This is a genomic window from Mycobacterium sp., assembly GCF_035603715.1.
Taxonomy (GTDB): Bacteria; Actinomycetota; Actinomycetes; order Mycobacteriales; family Mycobacteriaceae; genus Mycobacterium.
On the sequence record NZ_DATNJW010000428.1, the window covers coordinates 1 to 14,771 of the forward strand.

A 14,771-nucleotide genomic window follows, 5' to 3' on the forward strand; every position below is an offset into this window, starting at 1 on the left:
CGATCATCATCGGGTTCAACGTGCGCGCCGAGGGCAAGGCCACCGAGCTGGCCAACCGCGAAGGCGTGGACATCCGGTACTACTCGGTGATCTACCAAGCCATCGACGAGATCCAAAGTGCACTCAAGGGCATGCTCAAGCCGGTCTACGAGGAAAACCAGCTGGGTCGCGCCGAGATCCGGGCACTGTTCCGGTCGTCGAAGGTCGGTCTCATCGCGGGATGTCTGGTTACCTCCGGCATCGTGCGCCGCAACGCCAAGGCCCGCTTGCTGCGGGACAACATCGTGGTGGCCGAAAACCTCACGGTGTCCTCGCTGCGACGGGAGAAGGACGATGTCACCGAGGTCCGCGACGGGTACGAATGCGGTCTGACGCTGACCTACTCCGACCTCAAAGAAGGCGACGTCATCGAGACCTACGAGCTCGTGGAAAAGGAGCGCGTCTGAGTATGAGCTCCGACAAGTTGACCGTGCGGTATGGCTGACCCGGCGCGGGCCCGCCGGCTGTCCAAACGGATCTCCGAAATCGTCGCCACGGCAATCGAGTACGAGATCAAAGACCCGGGATTGGCCGGTGTGACGATCGTCGACTCCAAGATGTCCGGCGATCTGCACGACGCAACGCTGTACTACACGGTGATGGGGTCGACACTGGATGACGCGCCCGATTACGAAGGCGCCGCTGCGGCGCTGGAACGCGCCAAGGGAGTGTTGCGCAGCAAGGTCGGAGCCGGCACCGGCGTGCGGTTCACTCCCACGCTGACCTTCACCCGCGACACGGTGTCCGACTCCGTGCAGCGGATGGAGGAATTGCTGGCCCGGGCACGCGCCGCCGACGCCGATGTGGCCCGCGTGCGTGAGGGAGCCTCGCCGGCCGGCGACCCCGATCCATACCGGGTGAGCGGGGAGCAGGACGACGAAAACGAAAACATTGGTGCGCCCACCGCTAACGGGGAAGGCGCCGGTGACGACGACGAACTCAAAGACTGATTCGACGACACAACGCGTGGACGCTGTCGGTGCCGCCAAGGTGCTGGAAACCGCGGCCACGATCGCAGTCGTCTGCCACGTCCATCCCGACGCCGACACGATCGGCGCGGGGCTGGCGCTGGCCCTGGTACTGGACCGGTGTGGCAAGACCGTCGAAGTCAGCTTTGCGGCTCCGGCCGCGCTGCCGGAGTCGTTGCGGTCGCTACCCGGCGGTCAACTTCTGGTTGCTCCCGAGGCCATGCGTCGCGATGTCGATCTGGTTGTGACTGTGGATATTCCGAGCGTCAACCGGCTCGGAGGCCTGCGTGAGATGACCGACGACGGCCAGGCCGTGCTGGTGATCGACCATCACGCGTCAAACCAGATGTTCGGCACCGCGAACTTCGTCGAGCCGTCGGCGGACTCCACCACGATGATGGTCGCCGACCTGCTCGATGCCTGGGACAAACCGATCGACACCGACGTGGCCTATTGCCTGTATGCGGGGCTGACCACCGACACCGGATCGTTCCGGTGGGCCAGTGCCCGGGCATATCGGCTGGCGGCACGACTTGTCGAGCTCGGTATCGACAACGCGGCCATCACCCGGTCACTGATGGACACCCATCCCTTCGCCTGGATGGCGATGCTGTCGCGGGTGCTGGGCTCGGCGCAGCTGCTCCCCGACGCAGTCGGTGGCCGCGGCCTGGTGTACGCCATTGTGGAAAACCAGGAGTGGGGCGGCGCACGCCCGGAAGAAGTCGAGAGCATCGTCGACATCGTGCGCACCACGCAGCAGGCCGAGGTGGCCGCTGTGTTCAAAGAGATTGAGCCGCAGCACTGGTCGGTGTCGATGCGGGCAAAGGCCGCGGTAGATCTCGCCGCGGTCGCCTCGACTTTCGGCGGCGGCGGTCACAAGCTGGCCGCGGGCTACTCGACCACCGGTTCGGCCGACGAGGTCGTTTCTTCGCTGCGGGCCGCTTTAGGGTGAGCGAACCGGGCCAGCCGCAGCCGGGTAGCCGTCAGATCGCGCAACTGGCTTTGCCGGCGCTGGGTGTGCTGGCCGCCGAGCCGCTCTACTTGCTGTTCGACACCGCAGTCGTCGGCCGGCTGGGTGCAATGAGCCTGGCCGGGCTGGCCATCGGGGGGTTGGTCCTCGGCATGGTCGGTTCGCAGCTGACCTTTTTGTCGTACGGCACCACCGCCCGTTCGGCCCGCCATTTCGGCGCCGACGATCGGCCGGCGGCCGTGGCCGAGGGCGTGCAGGCGACCTGGCTGGCGCTGGGTCTGGGTGCGTTGATCATCGTCGTTGTGCAGGCTGTGGCGGTGCCGCTGGTGTCGGTCATCGCGGGTTCGGCCGACATCGCGAATGCGGCGCTGCCCTGGCTGCGCATCGCGATCGTGGGCGCGCCCGCAATCCTGGTGTCGCTGGCAGGTAATGGGTGGTTGCGCGGCGTCCAGGACACTGCGCGGCCGCTGCGCTATGTCGTTGCCGGCTTCGGCCTTTCGGCGCTGCTATGTCCCGTACTGGTGTACGGGTGGCTGGGATTGCCCCGCTGCGGATTGGCCGGGTCCGCCATCGCCAACCTGGCGGGTCAGTGGTTGGCTGCGCTGCTCTTCGGACGCGCGCTGCTGGCCGAACGCGTCCCACTACGACTCGACCGTCATGCGCTGCGGGCCCAAATCGTCTTGGGCCGTGACCTGCTGGTGCGGACGCTGGCCTTTCAAGCGTGCTTCGTCTCAGCGGCTGCGGTGGCGGCCCGCTTCGGTGCCGCCGCGGTGGCCGCCCACCAGGTCGTGTTGCAGGTGTGGAGTTTCCTTGCGCTGGTTCTGGATTCGCTGGCGATCGCCGCGCAGGCGTTGGTCGGTGCTGCGCTGGGCGGCGGTGATGTCGGCCTCGCGACCGCGACGGCCCGGCGAGTGACGGTGTCGTCGGCGATTGCGGCCACCGCTTTGGCCGGCGTGTTCGCCGCGGGCGCCTCCGTCCTGCCGGAGCTTTTCACCGACGACCGGTCGGTGCTGGCCGCGATCGCAACCCCATGGTGGTTTCTCATCGGCCAATTGCCTTTGGCAGGAATCGTTTTCGCGCTTGACGGCGTGCTGCTCGGCGCCGGCGACGCCGCGTTCATGCGCACTGCGACCGTGGTCAGCGCGCTACTCGGCTTTCTGCCGCTGATCTGGTTGTCGCTGGTGTTCGATTGGGGGCTGGCCGGCATCTGGTCGGGGCTGACCATGTTCATCGTGCTGCGCCTCATCTTCGTGGGCTGGCGGGCGCTATCGGGTCGTTGGGTGGTGATCGGGCGATGAGAAGTCAGCGCGAGCGGATGCTCAGCGGCGAGCCCTACCTGGCAGACGATCCCGAATTGGTGGCCGACCGTCAGGCGTGTCAGCGACTGCTCGAGGTGTTCAACGCGAGTCCGGCGGGCGACGAGCGAAGCCAGGCCGTGTTGCACCAGTTGTTCGGATCGTTGGGCGAAGGCTCGGTGATCCTTCCCCGACTCCAGTGTGACTACGGTGCGCAAATAGCCGTCGGCGCAGGGTGCTTCATCAACTACGACGCGATTCTGCTCGACTGCGCGTCGATCACCATCGGCGATCGCGTGTCGATCGGTCCACGCGCACAGCTTGTTACGGCGCTGCATCCCGTCGACGACTACCAGGCCCGACGTGCCGGTTGGGAGTCGGCAGCTCCGATTGCGCTCGGCGACAACGCATGGCTGGCGGCCGGAGTGATCGTGTGTCCGGGCGTCACGATCGGCGCCAACTCGGTGATCGGGGCGGGCAGCGTCGTCACCGGCGACATACCTGTCGGCGTGCTGGCCGCCGGTAACCCGTGCCGGGTCATCCGGGAATTGAGGGGTGCGCAGGCCCCCGAGGGCAAAAAGCTGAATTAGCAAGCCGCCGCAACCGAGCCGTAACACCATGCGGCAGCCAATCGAGGTCACAATGGTGGTCGGACACCCACGTGGACCCGGAAGGCTGTCGAGCGATGTCGAACGCAGGTCTGCAGTTCGGTGTTCTGGGGCCCTTGCAGCTGAGGGCCGGGGGCGCCCTGGTGCCGCTGGGCGCCCCCAAACAGCGGGCGGTGCTGGCTACGCTGCTGATGAACCGCAACCGGGCGGTGTCGGTCGACGCGCTGATCGATGCGGTCTGGGACCAGTCGCCGGTGCCGGCCGCGCGGACCAGCATCCACTCCTACGTGTCCAATCTGCGCCGACTGCTCGGCAGCGCATCGGCTGACCCAAGCAGGGTGCTGGCGAGCGTATCGCCGGGGTACCAGCTGAACGTCGCCGATGCCGATTGCGATCTCGGGCGCTTCGTCACCGAGAAGAACGCGGGCGTGCACGCCGCCGCTGCGGGACGCTTCGATGACGCCAGCACCTTCCTGTCGGCTGCGCTGGCGGAATGGCGCGGGCCGTTCCTCGATGACCTACGCGAATTCGCCTTCGTCGATACGTTCGCCACCGCGCTGTCCGAGGTCAGAGTGGCGGTCCACACCGCTCTCGCCGAAGCCGAGATCGCGTGCGGACGCGCCGACGGCATCATCCCGCGCCTGGAGGTGCTGACCGCCGAACACCCCTTCCGGGAACGGCTTTGGGCTCAATTGATCACCGCCTACTACGTCACCGAGCGGCAGTCCGATGCCCTCAACGCCTATCAGCGACTGAAGGTGAACCTCGCCGAGAACCTCGGCATCGACCCCGGTCCGACAGTGCGCAGCTTGCATGAGCGCATCCTGCGTCAAGAACCCTTGGACATCCACGAGACAGCGCAGACGACCGCGACGCATGCTGTCGTCGGCCTCGGTGCGCACACCGGCACGCTGGCGGGACCCTCAGCCGTCGCCGAGCTGCGGGGTAGGGATGGACAGCGCCACCGGTTGGAGGGGTCGACCCGGATCGGCCGCCGGCCTGACAACGACATCGTTCTCGACGACGACGAAGTCAGCCGCTACCACGCTGTCGTCATCGACACCGCAGGCAATTTCGTCATCAGCGACCTGAGATCGACCAACGGTGTCCAGGTAGCAGGCCGACGCATCCGGGGAAGCGCCACCTTGGCCGACGGCGACCATATCCGCATCGGCGGCCACGAGTTCATATTCGAGATTCGCGCCCGCTGAGCTGCGCGAACGCGGTGGGAGCCAACGCAAGAATTTCGCAAGAATGTCGCCAGGATCCATCAAGGCGCGCGGTTCATGCTCGTGGTGTCGGGAAATAGCAACCGACCCCAGCGAAGGATCCACATTCGGACCTGGGACAACTGCCAGGTAAGGAAACCACCATGAATGCCAAGACTCCCAAGTTGCGTGTGGCAGCCGCGGGCCTGCTGGCCGGCGTCGGTCTGTCCCTCCTCGGATCACTCGCCGCGCCTATCGCGTCGGCCGACCCGTGGGTGCCGGGCACCGGGCCGTTCCACCCGATGCGCCACTACGCCGCGGACGTGCTGCACCCCATCTGGACTGTGCGGCACCCTGTGCGCGCGATGCTGCCGTGATCTAACGCATCAGCCGTCATTCTGCCCCGTTTCCACCCTCAGGAAACGGGGCAGGATGCTGTTAGCGAACTTGAGCCCGGCCGCGCATCAGGACAGCCTCGCGGTTCGCGGCGATGTCGTCGCCGGAGGTCCGGAATGCCCGCGCCGCAGTCGCTTCCAGCCACAAACCCTCGCCGGTGTTCGAATCGTCGATGCGGTGGTAGGACGACAACAATGCCCGTACCGCGTCCTGGTTGTTGCCGACGATGCTGTCGGCCACCTTGCGTGCGGCGGGAAGTAACTGATCGTGTGGAACCACTTCGGTCACCAGGCCGGCGCGCAGCGCGTCCTGAGCGGATAGGTAGTCGCCGGTCAGGCTCATCCGACGGGCCAGCCCGATGCCAACTTTCTGGGGGAGTCGCACACTGAGCCCCCACGTGGGCAGCAGACCAACTCGAGCGTGCGTGTCGGCGAATCGCGCCTGTTCGGACGCGATCAAGATGTCGCAGTACAGCGTCACCTCGAGCCCGCCGGTGACGGCTGCGCCGTTGATCGCGCCGATGACGGGCTTGCTCAGCGACGGCCAGCGCGGCGAGATGTCCGGTAGCGCCGTTTGGCCACCCAATTCTTTGAGGTCCAGCCCTGCGCAAAAGACCGGGTCCGCGCCGGTGACGATGATGGCGTCGACGTCGTCGTCTGTTTCGGCGTCGGCCAGCGCGCCGAAGAATTGGTCCCGCAGTGCAGCCGACAACGCGTTGCGCGATTGCGGCCGGTTCAGGGTCAGGGTTCGCACCCGCTCGTCGGTGTGGATCAAAAGGATGTCGTCAGCCATAGCGTCACCGTAGTCAGTCCGGTCCGCCACACCGTGGCCGCACCTATCGTTGAGGGATGTGCCGGAATATCACCGAATTGCGTGGACTCGAGCCGCCGGCGACGACCGAGGAGATCGAGGCGGCGGCCCGCCAATACGTGCGCAAGGTCAGCGGCTTCACCCGGCCCTCGGCGGCCAACGCCGAGGCTTTCGAGGCGGCCGTGGCCGAAGTCGCCGCAACGACGACACGGCTGCTGCACGCCCTGCCGGAGCGCCGCCAGCCGCCCAAGACCGATCCGCCGTTGCGCCGCCTCGCCATGCGGTGACGAGGTCGCGTTTCACGGAGTCTGGTCGACGAGCACCGCGCCCGCGGGCCAGTCGCCGATAGTGCCCAGCGACGTGGGCTCGGCGGCCGCGGTGAGTCGCACGACATCGGCCAGCTGGGCCGGAGCGTCGCACTGTAGGTAGTGATCGGCGCTCGGCAGTATCCAGTAGCGGTTCAACCCGGGCTTGTTCCGGAGGAATTCGTCCCAGACGTAGTTCGCGACTCGGATGGGTGAGACGTTGTCGTGCAGGCCCCACACCAGGGTGGTGTCGATCTCGCTGGTGGAAAGTGCTTGGAGCCAATTGGTTTCGTCAGCGGCGCGTTCGTGGAGGTATTGAATCGTGTCCGGCAGCACGGCGATCCCGTCGTTGTGCGCGAAGCATTTCGCCAACGCGGCGATCTCGGGATCTTTCGCGTCGCGCCGCGGCATGAAGGTCGTCGCGCCCATGCCCGCGGCCAGCAGCTCCGGCGTGGTCGCTCGCGCGGTGCTGCGCGCCACGGTGGGATCGAGCAGCGCTTTCTGGAATCCGGTCAGATTGGCCAGCGGCAGATAGATGTTCGCGTTAGTGAGGATGACGTCGGTCGGCGGGCTCGCGTCCTCGAGGTCGGCGAACATGGACAGTGCGATCATGCCGACGCTGGTGCCGCGGTCATGGGTCAGCAACGTGTAGTCCTGGAGCTGCCAGAGCGTGGTGATCGCGTAAATCAGCAGGCGCGCATCGTCGTACAGCGAGTACACGTATGGCGCGGCGGGCTTGTCGGACAGGCCGTAGCCGGGAAAATCGAGCAGGTAGATGTCGAAATCGGCGTCAAGCTCGCGGGTCAGCGACACGAAATCAATGCTCGCGGTGGGGAAGCCGTGCACGCAGACCAATGCCGGCGCCCCCGGTGTGCCGCAGCGCCGGGTGAAGACGGTGACGTCAGCGTCGGCGTTCGCGGCGGTTGTCGACTGCCAGTGAATTTCTGTTCCGCCGCTTCGCCATTCGTCGAAGATGTCCATCAGGAACCGACTGGGAACACGATCCGCGAGGTGCCGAACTGCACCTCGTGGGTGGACGGCTTGAGTTGGCTGCCCGTCGATGTCGCCTCGCCGGTGCCGAGGTTGCGGTCGAAGCGTGGATTGGAGCCACCGGCGATCAGCACCCGGATGCGTGTCCCGGCCCGGAATCGGTGCGAGATCGCGTCCAATTCGAGGCTGACGTAGTCGGTGCCGGCGGTCAGCCTCCGGTAGCCGTCGCTGACGTTTCGGGAACGGCCCTTGGCGTCGACTTCGCTGATCCGGACGAACACGTCGACGTGCGGGTTGTCGGAGCTGTGCGCCAACTCGGCGACGGGGCTGCCGTGCACGTAAAGGTCGTTGGTCAGCACATCGCTGGTGAAGCTGAGCACATCGCGGCGAGCCGCCAGCTCGGTGTCGTCGCGGTAACCGCTGTCGGGGGACAGCAGTCGTCCCCCGATCGTGGGTGTCGGTTCGGCAGGGTCGTAGCGGAAACTCGCCGAGGATCCCGCTGCCGGCGCCGTGTCGGCCAGCCCGCCGCCGGGCTGCAGGTAGACCGCCCGCTGCGCGGTGGCCGGCGGCCAGTCGGGCAGCTCGCGCCAGCCCTCGCCGGAGACGAAGAACCGGACCCGGCCGGATCGCGGGGTGGCGGGCCGATCGGCCAGATGGGTGTCCAGCCATTCCTGGGTTTCCCGGGCGATGGTGGCCAGACCTCCCAGGAGCAGCTGGGTGTGAGTCCAGGGCCCCATTGTCAGCGCGACGTCGACGCCCCGCTGGCGAAGGTGCCGGAACTGATGGAGCGTCTGACCCAGGAACAGGTCTTGCCAGCCGCTGAGCAACAGCACCGGCACCTGGACCTGGTCCAGGGCGGACTCGACGTTCAGCGGCCGCCAGAACGGGTTGTCATCCGCCGGCGGTGTCAACCAGGACTCCCACCACGGAGCCCGCTCGCCGAGCAGCGCCCGGCCGGACACGCCCAACGGCGCCTCGCCGGCCGCACGCCTCACGAGCTTCTGAGACCGCATTTGGCGGATGCCGGCGCGTATTCGGCCCGGATCTTCTTGGTGCGCAACCAGATGGCACCAGCCGAGGAAGTCGTTGACCGAGAACGAGCCGGTACCCCACGCCGACGCGCTGAGATCATGGGGACCGGCCGTGATGACGGCCGTGACCAGTTCCGGCGGCGGGTCTTGCAGCAGCGCCCACTGAGTGAACCCCAGGTAGGAGATCCCGATGGTGGCGAAGCGGCCGGTGAACCACGGCTGCCGGCGCATCCATTCGACCGTGTCGGCGCCGTCGGCGGCTTCGTGGGCCATCGGCACGAAGTCTCCGGCCGATCCGAAGGTCCCTCGCACACTCTGCAGCACCACACGATATCCGCGGGCGGCGTGGAGATCGGCGAACACCAGCGAGAACGGAAATCCGCGGCCGTAGGGTCCGCGGGCCAGCAGGGTGCCGACGGTTTCTCCGACGGGCTCGTACACGTCGGCGATCAGCTCGACACCGTCGCGCATCGGGATCTTCACGCTTCTGACGGTGTAGCTCACCGTCGGCGCCGGCAGCCGCAACGTCCGGGCCAGGGCGCGGCCGGCGAGCCGGCGGGGAAGGGTACGCAGCGAGGACCCCGCGGGCCGGTTGGAGGTGGTCGTCACCGCATCAGGGTATGGCCGCATCCGCGATAGCGGGCTCAGAATTTGTAGTACGGCGAAAGCTCGTTGGCGCGCTGCAGGTTGGTCGCCGGGCAGTCGACCTCCGGGCTGGAGTAGATCGTCGAGTAGAACAGCGACTGCTGGATGACCCCGTAGCTGGTCTTGAACGCCACCATGCAGGAAAAGTAGAAGTAGCTGTTGTGGTAGGTCGGCTTGAGGTTCCACCATTGCGCGGCGCGGTGGCCGTTGATCGTGGTCTCGACGGCGTCGGCGGGCAGCGACTGGTCGTACTTGCGCCAAATGATCGGCTCGACGGCCAGCTGGTAGTTGCCTGCGTCGTAATGGCAGCGCAGTCCCTCTTCGGGCGTCGGCGGGGTGAAGCCCAGGCCTAACCGCTGGACGACGTCGAACGGGATGTCGCGGCACGGGTCGAACGGGCTCGGGTCGGTGGTCGCCACGATCGGGCTTTTCATCGTGGTGGGCGGGTCCATCGGAGCGGCGGTGGACCGTAGTTCCACCTTGGGCCCACCGACCGTGGCCGGCGGCGCACTCTGCCACACCACTACCGCGGCCATGAACAAGGCACCGAACGCTGCAAGCAGGCGCAGCTTGGCGACCATGACATCCCCTCCGTGCCTGATAGTCCGTCTTCTGTCGGGAGCTTACAAGTCGCAGCCGCGCCGCCACAGAGTAAACGAGAACCTGTTCTAGTCCGGTGCGGCGCTACGGTGACGCAGCGCGCACCGACCAGCCGTTAGGCTGGGGAGTCGTGGCTTGGCAGGAACATGGGCAGCAGCCCCCGACCGCTCGACAGCCGACCCTGTGGGCGGTATCGGATTTGCACACCGGCCACGTCGGCAATAAGCCCGTCACCGAATCGCTGTACCCGTCGACGCCGGATGACTGGCTGATCGTCTGTGGCGACGTCGCGGAGCGCACCGACGAGATCCGCTGGGCGCTGGACTTGCTGCGTCGACGGTTCGCCAAGGTCATTTGGGTGCCGGGCAACCACGAGCTCTGGACCACCAACAGAGACCCGATGCAGATCTTCGGCCGGGACCGCTATGACTACCTGGTCAACATGTGCGACGAGCTGGGTGTGGTGAGCCCCGAGCACCCGTTCCCGGTGTGGACCGAGCGGGGTGGTCCGGCAACGATCGTGCCGCTGTTCCTGCTCTACGACTACTCGTTCCTGCCCCAGGGCGCGACCACCAAAGCCGAGGGGCTGGCGATCGCGCGGGAGCGCAATGTCGTCTGCACCGACGAGTTCCTGCTCTCACCGCAGCCGTACCCCACCCGCGAGGCATGGTGTCACGAGCGCGTTGCCGCCACCCGAAAGCGGCTGGACGATCTGGACTGGATGAATCCGACCGTGCTGGTCAACCATTTCCCGATGGTGCGCCAGCCCTGCGACGCGCTGTTCCTTCCGGAGTTCTCGTTGTGGTGCGGGACCACCAAGACCGCGGACTGGCACACCCGCTACAACGCGATCTGCTCGGTCTACGGACATCTGCACATTCCGCGCACCACCTGGTACGACGACGTGCGCTTCGAGGAGGTGTCGGTGGGCTACCCGCGCGAGTGGCGCCGACGCAAGCCGTACAGCTGGCTGCGCCAGGTGCTGCCCGATCCGCAGTACGCGCCCGGCTTTCTCAACGACTTCGGTGGTCACTTCGTGATCACGCCGGAGATGCGGGCGCAGGCTCAGCAGTTCCGTGACCGGCTGCGCCAGCGGTAGATCCGATGACCCTGACCACCTTGATGTCGGCCGTGCTGCCCGGCGGCGGGAACCTGGCTTGTGCGGAGCTGTATTCCGACCCGCCCGGACTGTCGCCGATGCCCGAAGAAGAGCCGTTGATCGAGCGGTCTGTGGCCAAGCGGCGCAACGAGTTCATCACCGTCCGTTACTGCGCCCGTATCGCGTTGGGCGAACTCGGGTTTCCGCCGGTGCCAATTCTCAAGGGGGAGAAAGGCGAGCCGTGCTGGCCTGACGGCGTGGTGGGCAGCCTGACGCACTGTGCGGGCTACCGCGGCGCGGTCGTCGGTCGCGACAGCGCGGTGCGTTCGGTGGGTGTGGACGCCGAACCGCATGACGTCCTGCCGGACGGTGTGCTCGACGCGATCAGCCTGCCGGCCGAACGCGCCGAGCTGGCGGCCTTGCCTTCCGGTCTACATTGGGATCGAATCCTGTTCTGCGCCAAAGAAGCAACGTACAAGGCCTGGTTTCCGCTGACCAAGCGCTGGCTTGGCTTCGAAGACGCGCACATCATTTTCGGCGTCGACGACTCCGGCTCGGCCGGGTCTTTCGAATCGACCATTCTGATCGACGGGGCCACGCTGTCCGGCCCGCCGTTGAGCACACTGGCTGGACGGTGGTCAGTGGATCGTGACTTGGTGCTGACGGCGATCACGTTATGAACGCCGGCCTTGTCGTCGTCGACAAGCCGGCCGGTATCACGAGCCACGACGTGGTCGGGCGTTGCCGGCGGATCTTCGGCACCCGGCGGGTGGGCCACGCCGGGACACTGGATCCGATGGCCACCGGCGTCTTGGTAATCGGGATCGAGCGCGCCACGAAGATCCTGGGGTTGGTGACCGAGACCTCTAAGTCCTACGCAGCGACCGTCCGGCTGGGCCAGTCCACGTCCACAGAGGACGCGGAAGGGGAGCTGCTGCAGCAGGTTTCGGCGCAGAACGTGACCGACGAGGCGATAGAGGCGGCGATCGCGGCATTGCGTGGCGATATCGCGCAGGTCCCGTCGGCGGTCAGCGCGATCAAAGTCGATGGCCAGCGGGCCTACCGACTGGCCCGAGAGGGCCGCACCGTTGAGTTGGCCGCACGGCCGGTGCGCATCGACCGGTTCGAGGTGCTGGCGGTGCGTCGCCACGGCGAACTGGTCGACGTCGATGTCGAGGTGGACTGTTCGTCCGGAACCTACATTCGCGCCCTGGCCCGCGACATCGGCGTAGCGCTGCAGGTGGGTGGTCACCTGACCGCGCTGCGACGCACCCGGGTCGGCCGGTTCGGCGTCGACCAGGCACGTTCACTCGACGATCTGGCCGAGCAGCCCGGACTGAGCATGACGCTCGACGACGCGTGCCTGCAGCTGTTTCCGCACCGGCAGCTCACCGACGAAGAGGCCGACGCGGTCGCCAACGGCCGGCCGCTGAGCCCAGCTGCGATCGACGGTGTTTACGCCGCTCACACGGCCGATGGCCGGGTCATCGGATTACTGCGCGACGACGGTCCGAAGACCAAGTCGGTGGTCGTCGTCCGGCCGGCAACCCTATAAACGAGCATCGAGCCCGGAAGTTCGGTAACATTCTGCGTTGAACGTAAGTTGACGGAGAAGGCGTGGGTGTAGGCAAGGTGTCGGAAGTCAGCGAACGACGTGTTCGGCGGACGCAAGCGGAACGCAGTGCCGCCATGCGCACCCGTCTACTTGACGCCACGATTGAGTGCCTGGTCACCTACGGCTACGCCGGTACCACCACGCCGCGAGTCGCCGAGCTCGCGGGCGTCACTCGAGGGGCGCAGATTCACCACTTCCGTTCCAAGGAAGACCTGGTAGTCGCGGCGATCGAACACTTAGCGCAACAACGTGCACAGGGAGCGATTCGCGAGATCGGGCGCGTCGAGGCGAGCAGCGATCCGGTCTCGATGGTGCTGGAGTTCCTGTGGGAGGCCCATCAGGGGCCGATGTTCGTTGCCACCGTTGAACTTTGGGTCGCTGCACGCACCGATCGGGTGCTGGCCGAGCACATCGAGCGGGTGGAGCCGCTGGTCAACAGCACGCTGATCTCCGCGATCGCCCAACTGGTGCCCGACCACGCCATGCGCAAAGAGCTGCGCAACTTCGTCTACACCGCGATGGATGCACTGCGAGGGATCCTGCTGAACGGCTTCGTCGACCGCGACTCCGGCCGCGCGCGACGACGGTGGGAGCGCGCGTGCGAGCACTTGCGGGTCATCGTCGCCGGCTTGTTGACGGCCGATTCGCTGGACTGACCGGCCCCACGAGCGGGGTCCGTTCGCATCTTCTGATCGCCAACCGTGGGCGACCACGAGCCGTTGCAAAGATACAATCAGGTGTGTATGTTTCGACGTGAGGCTGAGATAGTTCAAGGGAGTGTTATGTCCAACAAGGTCTATGTCATCGGTGTCGGGATGACGAAGTTCGAGAAGCCGGGCCGCCGGGAGAACTGGGATTACCCGGACATGGCGCGCGAATCCGGCACCAAGGCGCTCGAAGACGCCGGTATCGACTACGCCGCGATCGAGCAGGGTTACGTCGGCTACGTCTACGGCGAATCCACATCGGGCCAGCGGGCGTTGTACGAGCTGGGGCTGAGCGGAATCCCGATTGTCAACGTGAACAACAACTGTTCGACCGGGTCGACCGCGCTGTACCTTGCCGCGCAAGCGATTCGGGGCGGGCTGGCCGACTGCACGATCGCGCTCGGTTTCGAGAAGATGAAACCCGGCTCGCTGGAGTCCACCTACGATGACCGCACGAACCCGATGGACAAGCACGTCATGGCGATGGCTGAGATCTCCGAAGTGCTGTTCCCGCCGGCGCCGTGGATGTTCGGCGCGGCCGGCCGCGAGCACATGCAGCAATACGGCAGCACCGCAGAGCATTTCGCCAAGATCGGCTACAAGAACCACAAGCACTCGGTCAACAACCCGTATGCCCAATTCCAGGAGTCGTATTCGCTGGAGGACATCATGGGGTCGCGGATGATCTACGACCCGCTGACCAAGCTGCAGTGCTCGCCGACATCCGACGGGTCCGGCGCGGCAATCCTGGCGTCCGAGGCATTCGTCGACAAGCACGGCCTGGCCGGCCAGGCGGTAGAGATCGTCGGGCAAGCCATGACGACCGACTTCGCCGACAGCTTTGACGGCACCTGCAAGGGGCTGATCGGCTACCACATGAATGTGCAAGCCGCTCGATCCGTTTACGACCAGTCAGGTTTGGGGCCGACGGACTTCCAGGTGATCGAGTTGCACGATTGCTTCTCGGCCAACGAGTTGCTGCTCTACGAAGCGTTGGGGCTGTGCGCCGAAGGTGAGGCGGCCAAGCTGATCGACAACGGCGACGTCACCTATGGCGGGCGCTGGGTGGTCAACCCATCCGGCGGACTGATCTCCAAGGGGCATCCGCTGGGAGCCACCGGCCTGGCGCAGTGCGCCGAGCTGACGTGGCAACTGCGCGGCACTGCCGACAAGCGGCAGGTCGACAACGTGACCGCCGCCCTGCAACACAACATCGGACTCGGCGGCGCAGCCGTCGTCACCGCGTATCAGCGAGCAGAACGCTAAACCCCGCGAACAACGTAGGAGAGAGCAACAACCATGGGACACATCGAAGCGACCCGAGAACTGTCCGCCAGCCCGGAAGCGTTGTGGGGGACCGTCAGCGACCTGGCCAACTGGGACAAGTGGTTCACCGTGCACGAGAAGTGGCTCGAGGGACCACCCGAGACTCTGACCGAAGGCGATAAGCTGACGGCCAAAATCGTCATGCTCGGCATGGCCAAC

General features: G+C 66.2%; 18 protein-coding genes. 14 read left to right on the forward strand and 4 right to left on the reverse strand.

Going from position 1 to position 14,771, the window contains the following annotated elements:
* The 7 genes from VN856_RS17755 to VN856_RS17785 all read left to right on the forward strand — a co-directional run.
* On the forward strand, nucleotides 1–446 hold a 446-nt coding region (locus VN856_RS17755; protein ID WP_325691361.1), incomplete at its 5' end, for an EF-Tu/IF-2/RF-3 family GTPase.
* A gap of 30 nt (nucleotides 447–476) precedes the next feature.
* A complete protein-coding gene (gene rbfA, locus VN856_RS17760; RefSeq protein WP_325691363.1) occupies nucleotides 477–989 on the forward strand; it encodes a 30S ribosome-binding factor RbfA in 513 nt (170 codons plus the stop codon).
* Nucleotides 964–1,959: a bifunctional oligoribonuclease/PAP phosphatase NrnA gene (locus tag VN856_RS17765; protein ID WP_325691365.1), complete on the forward strand. Its 996-nt coding sequence runs from the start codon at nucleotides 964–966 to the stop codon at nucleotides 1,957–1,959. Before rbfA ends, VN856_RS17765 begins: the two co-directional genes overlap by 26 nt.
* Complete coding sequence (locus VN856_RS17770; protein ID WP_325691367.1) at nucleotides 1,956–3,275, forward strand: MATE family efflux transporter; 1,320 nt, start codon at nucleotides 1,956–1,958, stop codon at nucleotides 3,273–3,275. The genes VN856_RS17765 and VN856_RS17770 overlap by 4 nt, the downstream gene beginning before the upstream one ends.
* Complete coding sequence (locus tag VN856_RS17775; protein WP_325691369.1) at nucleotides 3,272–3,862, forward strand: sugar O-acetyltransferase; 591 nt, start codon at nucleotides 3,272–3,274, stop codon at nucleotides 3,860–3,862. The genes VN856_RS17770 and VN856_RS17775 overlap by 4 nt, the downstream gene beginning before the upstream one ends.
* A 95-nt stretch (nucleotides 3,863–3,957) precedes the next feature.
* Complete coding sequence (locus VN856_RS17780; RefSeq protein ID WP_325691371.1) at nucleotides 3,958–5,091, forward strand: BTAD domain-containing putative transcriptional regulator; 1,134 nt, start codon at nucleotides 3,958–3,960, stop codon at nucleotides 5,089–5,091.
* Nucleotides 5,092–5,252: 161 nt separating this feature from the next.
* Nucleotides 5,253–5,465 carry a hypothetical protein gene (locus VN856_RS17785; RefSeq protein ID WP_325691373.1) on the forward strand — a complete coding sequence of 71 codons (213 nt, stop codon included), beginning with the start codon at nucleotides 5,253–5,255 and terminating at the stop codon, nucleotides 5,463–5,465.
* A gap of 61 nt (nucleotides 5,466–5,526) precedes the next feature.
* Here the strand turns inward: VN856_RS17785 and VN856_RS17790 are convergent, their stop codons facing one another.
* Nucleotides 5,527–6,276, reverse strand: coding sequence for an enoyl-CoA hydratase (locus VN856_RS17790; protein ID WP_325691375.1), 750 nt, complete (start codon nucleotides 6,274–6,276; stop codon nucleotides 5,527–5,529).
* A 56-nt stretch (nucleotides 6,277–6,332) separates the two neighbouring features.
* On the opposite strand from VN856_RS17790, the gene VN856_RS17795 reads away from it, so the two are divergent.
* Complete coding sequence (locus tag VN856_RS17795; protein WP_325691377.1) at nucleotides 6,333–6,581, forward strand: DUF2277 domain-containing protein; 249 nt, start codon at nucleotides 6,333–6,335, stop codon at nucleotides 6,579–6,581.
* Between the two features lie 12 nt (nucleotides 6,582–6,593).
* Here VN856_RS17795 and VN856_RS17800 read toward each other — a convergent pair whose 3' ends face one another.
* Genes VN856_RS17800 through VN856_RS17810 form a run of 3 tightly spaced genes read right to left on the reverse strand, consistent with a single transcriptional unit; the run spans nucleotide 6,594 to nucleotide 9,846 of the window.
* Nucleotides 6,594–7,580, reverse strand: a complete 987-nt coding sequence (locus VN856_RS17800) for an alpha/beta fold hydrolase (protein ID WP_325691379.1) — start codon at nucleotides 7,578–7,580, stop codon at nucleotides 6,594–6,596.
* Complete coding sequence (locus tag VN856_RS17805; protein ID WP_325691381.1) at nucleotides 7,580–9,229, reverse strand: CocE/NonD family hydrolase; 1,650 nt, start codon at nucleotides 9,227–9,229, stop codon at nucleotides 7,580–7,582. Before VN856_RS17805 ends, VN856_RS17800 begins: the two co-directional genes overlap by 1 nt.
* 35 nt (nucleotides 9,230–9,264) lie before the next feature.
* A complete protein-coding gene (locus VN856_RS17810; protein WP_325691383.1) occupies nucleotides 9,265–9,846 on the reverse strand; it encodes a DUF3558 domain-containing protein in 582 nt (193 codons plus the stop codon).
* 149 nt (nucleotides 9,847–9,995) lie between these two features.
* Here VN856_RS17810 and VN856_RS17815 point away from each other — a divergent pair, with 149 nt between their 5' ends.
* The 6 genes from VN856_RS17815 to VN856_RS17840 all read left to right on the forward strand — a co-directional run.
* Nucleotides 9,996–10,964, forward strand: coding sequence for a metallophosphoesterase (locus VN856_RS17815; RefSeq protein ID WP_325691385.1), 969 nt, complete (start codon nucleotides 9,996–9,998; stop codon nucleotides 10,962–10,964).
* 5 nt (nucleotides 10,965–10,969) lie between these two features.
* Nucleotides 10,970–11,644, forward strand: coding sequence for a 4'-phosphopantetheinyl transferase (locus VN856_RS17820; protein ID WP_325691387.1), 675 nt, complete (start codon nucleotides 10,970–10,972; stop codon nucleotides 11,642–11,644).
* The gene (gene truB, locus VN856_RS17825; RefSeq protein ID WP_325691389.1) at nucleotides 11,641–12,519 is read left to right on the forward strand and encodes a tRNA pseudouridine(55) synthase TruB; all 879 of its coding nucleotides are present in this window, start codon (nucleotides 11,641–11,643) and stop codon (nucleotides 12,517–12,519) included. Before VN856_RS17820 ends, truB begins: the two co-directional genes overlap by 4 nt.
* Nucleotides 12,520–12,653: 134 nt before the next feature.
* The gene (locus VN856_RS17830) at nucleotides 12,654–13,235 is read left to right on the forward strand and encodes a helix-turn-helix domain-containing protein (RefSeq protein ID WP_325691394.1); all 582 of its coding nucleotides are present in this window, start codon (nucleotides 12,654–12,656) and stop codon (nucleotides 13,233–13,235) included.
* A 126-nt stretch (nucleotides 13,236–13,361) separates the two neighbouring features.
* A complete protein-coding gene (locus tag VN856_RS17835) occupies nucleotides 13,362–14,552 on the forward strand; it encodes a lipid-transfer protein (protein ID WP_325691390.1) in 1,191 nt (396 codons plus the stop codon).
* 33 nt (nucleotides 14,553–14,585) lie between these two features.
* Nucleotides 14,586–14,771 (forward strand): SRPBCC family protein (locus VN856_RS17840; RefSeq protein WP_325691392.1); only part of this gene is annotated, 186 nt, incomplete at its 3' end.